General features: G+C 61.1%; 11 protein-coding genes. All 11 read right to left on the bottom strand.

The features are described 5' to 3' along the window. Positions 1–107: 107 nt before the first annotated feature. The 11 genes from C3F12_03840 to C3F12_03890 all read right to left on the bottom strand — a co-directional run bounded on the left by C3F12_03840 (position 108) and on the right by C3F12_03890 (position 10961). Complete coding sequence (locus tag C3F12_03840) at positions 108–1547, bottom strand: hypothetical protein (GenBank protein ID PWB47126.1); 1440 nt, start codon at positions 1545–1547, stop codon at positions 108–110. Between the two features lie 105 nt (positions 1548–1652). Next, the gene (locus tag C3F12_03845; GenBank protein ID PWB47127.1) at positions 1653–2759 is read right to left on the bottom strand and encodes a hypothetical protein; all 1107 of its coding nucleotides are present in this window, start codon (positions 2757–2759) and stop codon (positions 1653–1655) included. 18 nt (positions 2760–2777) lie between these two features. Continuing rightward, complete coding sequence (locus C3F12_03850) at positions 2778–3938, bottom strand: copper oxidase (GenBank protein ID PWB47128.1); 1161 nt, start codon at positions 3936–3938, stop codon at positions 2778–2780. A gap of 268 nt (positions 3939–4206) precedes the next feature. Beyond that, positions 4207–4716: a hypothetical protein gene (locus tag C3F12_03855; GenBank protein ID PWB47129.1), complete on the bottom strand. Its 510-nt coding sequence runs from the start codon at positions 4714–4716 to the stop codon at positions 4207–4209. Positions 4717–4939: 223 nt separating this feature from the next. Beyond that, a complete protein-coding gene (locus C3F12_03860; protein ID PWB47130.1) occupies positions 4940–6112 on the bottom strand; it encodes an ABC transporter ATP-binding protein in 1173 nt (390 codons plus the stop codon). A 9-nt stretch (positions 6113–6121) separates the two neighbouring features. Next, positions 6122–7765: an iron ABC transporter permease gene (locus tag C3F12_03865; GenBank protein ID PWB47131.1), complete on the bottom strand. Its 1644-nt coding sequence runs from the start codon at positions 7763–7765 to the stop codon at positions 6122–6124. A gap of 38 nt (positions 7766–7803) precedes the next feature. After that, complete coding sequence (locus C3F12_03870; GenBank protein ID PWB47132.1) at positions 7804–8835, bottom strand: hypothetical protein; 1032 nt, start codon at positions 8833–8835, stop codon at positions 7804–7806. Between the two features lie 65 nt (positions 8836–8900). After that, complete coding sequence (locus tag C3F12_03875) at positions 8901–9599, bottom strand: hypothetical protein (protein ID PWB47133.1); 699 nt, start codon at positions 9597–9599, stop codon at positions 8901–8903. 43 nt (positions 9600–9642) lie between these two features. Beyond that, positions 9643–10113, bottom strand: coding sequence for a transcriptional repressor (locus tag C3F12_03880; protein ID PWB47134.1), 471 nt, complete (start codon positions 10111–10113; stop codon positions 9643–9645). Positions 10114–10263: 150 nt separating this feature from the next. After that, positions 10264–10668, bottom strand: coding sequence for a PIN domain nuclease (locus C3F12_03885; protein ID PWB47135.1), 405 nt, complete (start codon positions 10666–10668; stop codon positions 10264–10266). Further along, the gene (locus tag C3F12_03890; GenBank protein ID PWB47136.1) at positions 10668–10961 is read right to left on the bottom strand and encodes a type II toxin-antitoxin system Phd/YefM family antitoxin; all 294 of its coding nucleotides are present in this window, start codon (positions 10959–10961) and stop codon (positions 10668–10670) included. Before C3F12_03890 ends, C3F12_03885 begins: the two co-directional genes overlap by 1 nt. Positions 10962–11007: the final 46 nt, after the last annotated feature.

An 11007-nucleotide genomic window follows, 5' to 3' on the forward strand; every position in this document is an offset into this window, starting at 1 on the left:
TATCCTTCTTGTTCCTGTGATAGGGGGGTGACGGGGGCTGCGAGAGGCTTGCTGTTCTGCCGCCTCGTGGCCCCCGTGAACCCCCTTAACATCTGCTCCAGCGCCGGCTAAAAAGCGAACCCGAGGCCGACGTTCACCTCATCAGCTACCTTCCCGGCCGCCGCATTGAAGGCGCGATAGTCAAACTTGAACACCACATTGGGGATCGGCTTGAAGTCAATACCGCTGGCGATCACCCGAAGATCGTTCGACGCGACACGGGTCACGCCGGTGGGGACATCGGCCTGGGTATCCAGCCGCTCGAACCGAATGAACGGGGTCAGCGACATCGTGGTCTCAGGCCATAACAGAGGCAGGACGTTATAGGCCGCCTCTATGTACCCTCCCAACAGACGCCGGCTGATGGAACGCTTCAGATCGGCGCTCAAGACGGCGGCGTCGCTGAGGTTACCCTGCGCGTACAGCGCGCGAAGGTGCAGCCCTCGGTACTGATACTGACCATGAAACTCAAAGAGTGTGAAGTTCGGATTGATCTTCTTCCCCGCAAACAACTGATCCTGTCCGGTGGTACCCCAGAAGAATGAGCCCCCTACCAGAGCGCCCGGGATCGGGCTGTAATCGAGGCGGCCGGTCCAGGCTACGTCCTCGAACAGGGCTCGGTTTCCGCTCTGACGGGCTCCTCGGAAGTTGGCGGTGTTAAAGCCTTTGGCGTTCAGGCTGTTTACGGCATAGGTCCGGTACGTCAGCCCCGGCAGAATCGTGCCGTGAAACCCGGCCCCCAACTCCCGCCAGGTGGACGGGATGATCCGTTGCTCCACCTCCGGCCTTATGTTGCCAAAGAAGGTTGGGGGCTCGTGCATCTCATTCAGGAATCCCATCGGGATCAGGAGCAGCCCCGCCCTGAAGTTGAGCCAGTCCGTGAAGAGGAAATCCAGGTTGGCGAATTCGACCTCGACATCTCCGCTGCCTGAGCTCGTCGTGGCTCCAACCTTCGCATGTTCGAACTCGATCTCTGAGTTCAGGACGATCCGGTCGGTAAACTTATATCCGATATAGGTCACGAAGCGCAACAGGTCACCGAAGTTTCGCTGCTTGCCCGGTTGGTCCTTGTCGTTGACGAAGAAGATGGCGCTGGCCTCTCCGTAGCCGCCGATGGCGAGCCCTCGCTGTGTCTGATAGACCTTCGATGCCGCCGGACCCAGGCCGTAGGCGCTCTTGAGCTCGGCCGTCTCGGGCAGGATGTACCGCTTCTTGATCGCCTCCATCTCCTCGGCGAGGATGCTGGTCTTCCGCTCCTGTTCTTCTCCTCGCTTGGCCTGCTCTCGTAGTGCCTCAGCTTCTTTGGCGGCCCGCTCCTTCTCGGCCGCCTCGATTTCCCGCATCCTTCGGTCCTGCTCCTGCTTGTCCTGCTTGAGCAGTTCGATTTGCGCCTGAAGTTCCTTCAGTTGTTTCTCCAGCACTTCTAATGGTGGTGTCGCCGCGACCGCTATGATAGGCGAAGCCATTCCGACTATCAATGCGGCCGTGAGACATCGCAGCAACCTCATCTCCCCCTCCTTTTGACTGGTTCGTCACATGTGTGGGTCAGCAGATCATCGTTCAGGCGAGCCAGCGCAACAGTGCCATCTACATCTCCTTTCTATGTGAGCAGGTTACCCTTCAAGTTCCGCAGAGCCGTCCAGAAGCTCCACCCGGCCACGAAGCCCCGGCGTGATCCGCACCGCGACCTTCCCCGGACGGCCGGCGAGCGGGTTGACCACGATTCCTTCAACCCCGCGCAGCCGGCGGATGAAGGTCATTGCGTCCGTCCCGTGGATCATCGCGGCGGTCGCCAGCGCGTCGGCGCGCATCGCGCTCCCGGCGACGACGGTCGCGCTCAGGGCGGCATTCGCCGGGAGTCCGTTCTGAGGGTGCAACAGATGTCCGTACTGCCGCCCCCCAATCGTGACATACCGAAAATAATTCCCGGATGTCGCCACACCCTCGTCCTCGACCAGCACCGCGAGCAACAACCTCGAAGGCGCAAGAGGATGCCGCAAACCGACCCTCCAGATAGCCCCGTCCCGATTGCGGCCGACGGCTCGGAGGTCCCCCCCCGCGTCGATCAGCCCGCTGCGAACACCGTTGTGCGCGAATGTTTCTGCCGCAACGTCTACGGCATACCCCTTTGCGATTCCCCCCAGATCGATTCCCATCCCGGCGCGTTGCAATCGAACACGGCGGTAACGGGGGTCGAGGGAAAGGCCGTCATAGCTCACCAGTCCAACCGCAGCCTCTACCTCCTGCGACGACGGCAGCCGATCTCGCATAGCCGCGCGCTGCCAGAGCTGCACCAACGGGTGGACAGTGACATCAAGGGCACCGCCGCTGATACGCCCTATTTGTTGAGCCTCCGTCAGCACGGTGAAGGTCTCCTGCCCGACGGCGATCGCGCGCGTGGCGGCTGCGCGATTCACCAGGCCGATCTCGCTGTCGGATTGAAAAACGCTCATCAGGCGATCCACGTCCTCCATCCGCTGAAGGCTGGCCTCGATCGCGTTCCTGGCGATTGAGAGGTCAGGGTGATTCGCCTCAATCTCCACGACCGTACCCATCAGCAGACGGCCGAGGGCCAGGGTACGCTGTGTCGAGTTACTCCGCGCCGTTCCGGGCCAGACCAGCCCGAAGAGCATTCCTCCGGCGCTTCCCGCAATCGCCGTGATGAACCGCCGTCGGCTGCGGCCGAAATCATCAAGAATCGTCAGATCGCGTCCACCCACGTCGTAAAATCCTCCTTGCTATTCGGTGACGGTAAACAGCGCCATCATGCCTGCATCGATGTGGTCGTTGACGTGGCAGTGATACAGCCACGTTCCCGGAGCGTCCGGCACCATGTCCACCGTCTTCATGCTCCCTGGCAGCAGTTCCACCATGTCGGTGCGCATTCCAGCCATCAACACCGTCTGGCCATGCCAGTGGGGTGTGTGCAGGTCAACCTCAGTCCCGATACTGATCAGGTACCAGCGCACCCGCTCGCCCTGCTCCATGGTCAGCCCCGGCAGGTTGCCATAGAGGTAGCCGTTGACCGCGTGCATGAGGTTGCTCTCCCGAAAATCATCATCCTCCAGTCGCTTCTTCAGCACCCGACGCGGCTTGCCGGTGAATCTTTCAATGTTCTGCTCCAAATAATGGCTGGCATTTTCATCAAAGACGGTGAAGAGTGTGACGAATTCCCTGTCTACGTCCTTGGGGGAGCCATCCGGGTTCGCGCTTCCCTGTCGCGTAACGATCAGCGGTCCGACCAGCCCGGTATTCGTGTCCTTCGGCTCGTCAGGGTGGGAGTGATACATCCAGAGGACAGAACTGCCGTCCATGGGGCCTGGGCCCGACCGCTCCCGGACCTCCCAGGTATAGGTGTGGGTGCCGCCGGGGGGGACCGCGTCATCAGCCTTGTCAGATCCGGAGGTGCCGTCGTTATATGGGGTACCCTCGGAATCCTTTCTGTAAAAGACGCCGTGGGGGTGCATGCTGGCGGGGAAGCTGGTCATATTCTTAAAGGTGACCTGAATAGTGTCTCCCACCTCCCCCCGGATAACGGGACCCAGGATGCCCAGGTGTTGCCATCGCGGATCGGCGGCCTTCATCGTCGCGAAGGTGCCATCCGTAAACTCGCGGTAGGCGGCTTTCTGATACACCTTACCGATCCGCTCTTTGCCGCTTTGTACGAAGACATTCTCGCCTTCGCCAAACGCATTCCCGCTGATCTGGTTGATACCGGTCGGGGCATAGTCCCAGTCCAGATCGACGGCGGCGATAAAGTATGTGCGGGTGTGTTGGGCGATGGCGGATGTACACCCGATCAGCATCGTGAGGACGGGAATGAGCAGCAGCAGGAGAACCTTTAATTCCCGGTTCCTGCCAGACCGGCGGAAGACAACAGATCGTCGCGATTCGTTCATGATGTTCCTCCTGACCTTGTAACCGGTTGGGGCGGCGAAGTCGTGGCACACGCCACGATCACCGCCAGTGCGTCTGGTGTCCGGTTTCTGAAATTCGTTACATATTTCTGGCCGTCATTCCGGCCAAGCCCGTATGATGGGCACGAGCCGGAATCCAGGAAATACCGGAGGTCTGGATTCCCGCTTTCGCGGGAATGACGATACATAGGGCGCCCACTTCTTCACCGAACTTCCGACTCAGGACACTAGAACGTTGATGTATAACGGTTCATTGGATAAAGTCCGCCGGCTTGATCCTGTCCAGCCATGAGGCCGTGTCCGCATCTGCCGGCAGGGGATCCTGCCGGCGCCCAGCGTTTTTCGCTTCAACGAGCTTTGCCAGTGTCTCGGTTGCAAAGATCGGCACCCGAAGACGAATGGCCAGGGCGAGCGCATCGGCGGTGTGACAAGCGGCTGCCGTGTCGATGACGCCGGCCCGCATCTTGACGGTTGCTACAACCATGTCGTCTCCCGCGGCGTCCAGAATGACCGAGGTGATCCAGATGCCGCCGGGTGAGAGTAGACCCTCGATCAGCGCATAGAGCGAATTCGTATAACACCGACACGCAGGGTGATTGCTTTCGATCCGAAGTTCGCTCGCAATGCGGTGCGTCTCCTCGCGGGTCAAGGCGATCCACAGTTTCCATCCGGCTGAGGAATCCAAGACCAGAGCTGTCTTGCACCTCTTTCGGCATCGGTGAAGCCCTTGAATGCTCATCTCCCTCAATGGCATGCCCATACCTCCACTTCGCTGTCGCCTTGGAACGGCACTAGACTTCCTCCGGGGAGGTTGCTAGAATTAAAAAGCCGGGAAGGCCAGAAGCAAAAAGACCGCATAGGTCAATCGACAACATGGCCCTCCGAGGCAGCAGGCGGCTCCACCGCGCCGGCCGGCAAGCAGGGAGCGGTGGGGTCGCCTTTTTCTTCTTAGCGTTCAGCCTTCAGTAATCAGCCCGCCTCATTCACTGCGCTACCCCATTGATGTCGAAACAGACGACATGCGTAGGGTTAGCCCTGACGACGACTAACGTCCCCGGCTCAATGATCCTCGTGGAATCCTGGCTGCTGTGGATCTTCTGGCCGGACGGCAGGCGTACACAGTACAGGTTGTCGGCGCCACGGAACTGCCTGGTAAGCACGGTCGCCTTGCTCGCCTGATCTGGGATCAGATCAATATCATCCGGTCGGATCATTACCTCTACCGCCTGTCCTCCTGCAAGTCCTCGCTGGTTCGGCAATACACCCAGCTCGGTGGTGATTCTCTCGCCTTGAACAAGGCCGGGAATAAAATCGGCAGAGCCGACAAACCGGGCGACAAAACGGCTGGCCGGAGTGTGGTAGATCGCCTCGGGACGATCAAGCTGCTCCAGGCGGCCGTGGTTCAATACCCCGACCTGATCGGCGATGACAAATGCCTCCTCCTGGTCATGGGTCACGAAAATCGCCGTAGTTCCGGCCTGGCGGAGAATGGAGCGGACATCTTCCCGCATCTGCGCCCGCATGTCGGCATCCAGGTTGCTGAACGGCTCGTCCAACAAGACGACCTGCGGGCTGGGGGCCAGCGCGCGGGCCAGCGCAACGCGTTGTTGTTGCCCGCCGGACAGTTCGTGGGGATAGCGCCCGTCAAGCTTCGAGAGACCAACAAGATCGAGCGCCTCCGCGATCCGGTTTTGTTGTCGCTCCCCACTCCACTGGCGCAGGCCAAATGCGACGTTCTCCAGGACGGTGAGGTGCGGGAAGAGCGCATAGCTTTGGAACACCATGCCCACACCCCGCTGCTCCGGCGGCAAAAAGAGACCGTCCTGGGCGACCGTTCGACCGCCGATCTCGATCCACCCGCCGTCGGGCGCCTCGAACCCGGCGATCAGCCGGAGGGTCGTCGTCTTGCCGCAGCCGCTGGGTCCGAGCAGGGCCAGGATCGCCCCCTTCTCGATAGAAAAGGAGACCCCGTCGACTGCCATCACAGAGCCGCCCCCGAAACGCTTGCTGACCTGCTCAACCCGGATGACGGTTGGGCGGGGCGCCGGGCCCGGCACAGCCTTGGCCTTCCGGGGGTGGCTGATCTGGTCCCACGCGATCACCTTTGTTGCCGTCACCGCGCTCTCTCCTATACGCCTTTCTGTCTGTCGCTTCATCGCATCGACTCACTCGATCCGTGATAACGTGGCATCCCGTCTGGTCATCAGGAAGAGCGGGACCGCCGTGATGGCGATCAGTATCAGTGACGTCGCGGCGGCCCCGGCATAATCGACCTCAATCGAGGCAATCCAGATTCGGACGGGCAGGGTGTCAAATCCGGCCGGGCGCAGCAGCAGTGTCGCCGCCAGCTCCTTCATCGACGAGATGAAGACCAGCATCCACCCCGCCGCAATCCCGGGACGGATCAGGGGGAGGGTGACCTCACGAAGCGCCTGCCAGGCGGATCGACCCAGACTGCGGGCCGCCTCCTCCAGATGTGCATCGACCTGAACCAGCGCGGCGGTGCTGCCCTGGACCGCCTGCGGCAGAAACCGCAAGAGGTAGCCGATGATCACCATGGCGGCGGTTCCATAGACCCATGGCAGGTAGGCATTGTAAAGGAGGATCAGGCTTAGTCCGAGCACGGTACCGGGGACGGCATACCCGAGCTGGGTTGCAGACGTCAGCAGTAACCCGACCGGGCCCTGTCGGCGCTGGGCGAGGTACGCGACGAAGAGCCCAAGCCCCGATGCTGCGGTCGCGGCCACCGTCGCCGTCCAGAGACTGTTCCACAGGAAATGGTAGCCGGAGACCAGCGTCTGCAATAAGGTCATCAGCGAGCCGGTCTGATAGAGCAGCAGCGCCACCGGCAGAAACACCGAGCCGCCGAGGACGATGTAGGTGCAGCAGAGGGCCGGAAGCTTCCACCGTCCGAGCGGATAGACGGTGGGCGGCCTGACGCCGCTTCGGCGCTGGACATAGCTGCGGCGGCCCAGGGTGGCCCGCTGGGCGATCAATACACCGGCCGTAATAAGAACCAGCACACCGGAGAGGACAGCCGCGTTCCGCTGGTCGAAGCGGGTATTAAGCTGATGGAAGATCTCGGTAGTAAAGGTATCGACCCGAAGCAACGAAACGGCGCCAAAGTCCGACAGGGCATAGAGGAAGACCAGCAACGCCCCGGCCAGCAGACTGGGGCGCAGCAGGGGGAGCGTGACGCGACGGAAGGTGGCAATCGACCCCAGACCTACAGCCCTCGCCGCCTCTTCCAGGGCCGGGTCGGAGCCTTGCAAGGCGCTGCCGGCCATCAGCAGGATATAGGGATAGGTGAACAGGCCGAGCACGAAGATCCCACCCCACAGGCCGTAAATGTTGGCAATCGGTCCGCCGGCGCCCAAGGCTTGGGCCGTCGTATTCACCCAGCCGACCGGGCCGAGCAGGGTGATGTAGGTCAGGGCGCCGATGTACGGAGGAATCGCCAACGGCAGCACCGCCACCGCCAGAAGGACGCGCCGTCCGGGCAGGTCCGTACGGGTGAGGATCCAGGCCGGCGGCAGCCCAAGGATGATGGCCCACAACGTCGCGAGGGCGGCGAGCAACCCGGTTCGCGCGATGAGCAAGAGGACGGGGCCCTGGGTGACAATCGAAAGGGCGTTCGCCCCGGCGGCCAGGACCGAGGTCGCGAGGGTAGCCAGGGGAGAGACCGTCAGAAGGATGATCAACGCCGTTCCCGCAATGGCTGCCGGTCCGGGATCCATGATTCGGGGTCGCCGTAATACCCTCAGCCCTCCGGATTCTATAGGTCGTACGCCGGTGGTGGTGTTGATCATGCGCGATTCTTTACCTCACCTCTGGTCCCATCGATTCCTTACAAACCTGGGAAGAGGGTCATGGTGCGATCCTCAAGTTCGGCCAGACGCTCTTGGTTGATCGGCAGCGCCTTGAACCCCGAGAGGGGTCTGACCGCACCGGGATCGACGCCTGGCAAAAGCGGGATCTCGAAGGCGTGGCGAACCAGGAGATCCTGAGCCGGTTTACTCAACAGAAAATCGACGAAACGCTTGGCCTGATCGAGATTTTTCGCGCCCTTCACAATGGCCACGGCATTCGGGTTGACCAGGATACCCATCCCTCGCGGCCCCTGATCCGGATAGACGACCCCGACCGGCAGGTTGGCCTGGACCGCCAAATGGTAGTTGGGTGAGTTGGTCAACCCCACGGCAAACTCTCCGCTCCCAACGCCGCGCCAGACATCGGAGTTGTCCGGGAGCACCTTCAGACCGTTGGCCATCAGCCTGTCGATATAGGCCTTGGCCTTCGCTTCGCCCATGACCTGGACCAGGGCGCTCAACCAGGAAAGGGTGGTCCGTTCGCGTGTTCCGGCTATGGCGATCTTCCCCTTCCATTTGGCGTCGGCGAGATCCAGAATGGAGTTCGGGATATCGCCGCCCTTGACAAGATTCTTATTGTAAATGATGACCCGAGCGCGACCGGAGATGCCGGTCCACAATCCACGGGAGCTCTTGTGCTCGGCCGGCATCGCCCGGGCGCCGGGCGATGCATAGGGCTCCAGGACCTCTTGCCTCGCCAGAATCTCGCAGACGCCCGCCTCGGTGGCGATGAAGATATCGGCCTGCGGCCGCCCTCGCTCCTGCAGGATCGCGTTTGCGAGGCCGGAGGTCTTCCCGATCTTGAGCGCGACCTTGATGCCGGTCTCGCGCTCAAAGAGCTCCACAACCGGTTTGATGGCGCTCTCCTTGCGGCCGGAGTAGACGACCAACTCGGCGGCTGACGCGGACGCGTCGACATACGCCGGCAACAATGCCGCGAACAGAAGGACCCAGCGGGGCAGCGACCGCACGAACCTGTACACGGATATCGACTTTCCGACTTGTGTCATTGCGCCTTACCCTCCAAAGCGTGTCACAACCCAAGCGGCCGTTCTCATATGGCACCGCCCCCCGTTTACTGAAATCGCGCCGTCGCGATCGCCTCCAGACTCTCTTCCTTATGCATCCGCTCATCGTAGGCGATTTGACGCAATAGATCCGCCATGCTCTCAAAGGAGCCATAGTCCTCCTCAAAGAGGCTTTTGAAACCCTCCCACTCGAGTTCGGGGTTTTCCGCGACAAACTCCATATACTCATGCTCGGCATGGTCCTCGAATTGGGCGTTCAACAGGTAGCTCCACGACGGCTTGATGGCGTAGAGCAACCAGCAGGTCTGGTAGTAGATGAAGGCGATCACCTGGGGCAGAACGCGATGCAGCACAAAATTCTCGTTGATGCCGCGGGCATGGGTGAGTTCCTCCAGGATGAGCAGATGCCACATCTCATTGTCCTGGGCCTCCCGGGCCTCTTTGACCCGGTCGAAGACCCGGCGCGCAAACTCGCGATCGGCGTACATGTGGGTGATGGCGACATAGGCCACGTTTTCCCACGACTGATACGGGACGCGGGCGATCAGCTCCAGCACCTTGAATTTGCTCAACGTCTTTTCACGCCCATACACCAGGTCCATCGTCTTGAAAAGGAGACGGGCGATCAGGCCGTACGGCATCCTGGGCGAGTCGAGAACGACGGACTGCGCGTGGCGGCGCTGTTCAGGGGTCAACATCTGTAGTTTCGAAGCCATGGCACAACCTCCACAGCATGACAAAGACATTCATTTTCAATTGGATCGCACAAGAGTACGCTTCCCGGGAGCCCTAGCCACCCCCGAGCGCATGCATCCCTGGGGCTCGACCGGCGTGTGCACTACAGTCCCGACACAGACCGTACAACTCCAGTTTATGGTACTGAATATGAAACCCGAGCCTGCGAACGACCTGTTCCTGTAACGCCTCGATTTCAACGTTTGCAAACTCGGTGATCTTGCCGCACTCGGTGCAGATGATGTGGTCGTGGTGGCGCTCGCTGGAGGCGTGTTCGAACAGCGCGCGCCCATCGCCGAACTGCCGCTCGTGGGCGAGCCCGGCACCCTTCAGCAGCTTCAGCGTCCGATAGACGGTCACGAGCCCGATCCGCGGATGCCGACCCGCCACTCGGCGGTAGAGGCCCTCGGCACTGACGTGCGCGGCGGTGGCAAAGAAGGCCCGTGCGATCAACTCGCGCTGGCGGGTCGCCTTCAGCCCGGCCCGATGAAGATATTGCTGAAACTGGAGAAGTTTATCCTGCATAGTCATAGAAAGTGAAAACGATTATCAATATCGATAAGCGGCAACAGACTACCCGTTGGCCTGGGCCGTGTCAAGGAAAAAATGTACCTGCGGGGGTATAGTTGTCACCCCGAGGTATCACCCGCGACAGTGCGTCGGTCCCGGTACTCGCTACTGAAGCCAGTTCTCGACTCGGAGGTCGGCGATTCGAGAGAAATGACGGACGTTGCCGGTAACGACCGTAAGCCGGCGAACGAGGGCAATGGACGCGATGCGAAGATCGGGTTCCGATACCGATGTGCCCCTGCGCTCCAGTTCTGCCCTGAGCTGTCCGTAGACGCGCGCTGCGGCCGCGTCAAACGCGAGGATGGTCACGTTCGGCCAGACCAGATGATCCAGTTTGTGGAGAAAATAGTCCGGGCGAGCGCTTCGATAGGCACCGTACATCAGCTCACCGACCGTGATCGCAGAGGTGAATTGATACTGAGGAGGAACACCGGCCAATCTCCGCACCAGGGCGGGCGATGGCCGTTTCGTGAGAAGATTACTGATGGTGTCCGTGTCAAACAGGTACACTACGGCAGCTTCCTGACCCTCCGATCCTTTGCCTGCTCTCTGGCCCGGTACAGATCAGCGATGAGTGCCTCAAGTTGGGGGTAATCCTCCCAGGCAGCCAATGATGCCAGTAGGCCCTTCCCTTCCTCGCGCGCGCCGACCGTTTGCAGTGTCTCCAGGTCCGTGACGCCCACGAGGGCGGCCACAGCCTTTCCCCGCCGCTGGATAACGAACCGCTCGCCCTTGAGCGCGACGCGGCTCATCAAGTCCGAAAAGTCCCGTTTCGCCTCGGCAACGCTGACCGTCTTGGCCATGACCTACCTCACGCCATAATGACAATATGACACAACAACAACATAA

This window comes from Candidatus Methylomirabilota bacterium (assembly GCA_003104975.1).
In the GTDB taxonomy this organism is placed as follows: Bacteria; Methylomirabilota; Methylomirabilia; order Methylomirabilales; family Methylomirabilaceae; genus Methylomirabilis.

Bases quoted from the DNA above. Each gene is read 5' to 3' on its own strand.
- C3F12_03855 (PWB47129.1), bottom strand. From the start codon at position 4,716: ATGGGCATGCCATTGAGGGAGATGAGCATTCAAGGGCTTCACCGATGC.
- C3F12_03840 (PWB47126.1), bottom strand. From the start codon at position 1,547: ATGAGGTTGCTGCGATGTCTCACGGCCGCATTGATAGTCGGAATGGCT.
- C3F12_03860 (PWB47130.1), bottom strand. From the start codon at position 6,112: ATGAAGCGACAGACAGAAAGGCGTATAGGAGAGAGCGCGGTGACGGCA.
- C3F12_03870 (PWB47132.1), bottom strand. From the start codon at position 8,835: ATGACACAAGTCGGAAAGTCGATATCCGTGTACAGGTTCGTGCGGTCG.
- C3F12_03890 (PWB47136.1), bottom strand. From the start codon at position 10,961: ATGGCCAAGACGGTCAGCGTTGCCGAGGCGAAACGGGACTTTTCGGAC.
- C3F12_03850 (PWB47128.1), bottom strand. From the start codon at position 3,938: ATGAACGAATCGCGACGATCTGTTGTCTTCCGCCGGTCTGGCAGGAAC.
- C3F12_03865 (PWB47131.1), bottom strand. From the start codon at position 7,765: ATGATCAACACCACCACCGGCGTACGACCTATAGAATCCGGAGGGCTG.
- C3F12_03875 (PWB47133.1), bottom strand. From the start codon at position 9,599: ATGTCTTTGTCATGCTGTGGAGGTTGTGCCATGGCTTCGAAACTACAG.
- C3F12_03880 (PWB47134.1), bottom strand. From the start codon at position 10,113: ATGCAGGATAAACTTCTCCAGTTTCAGCAATATCTTCATCGGGCCGGG.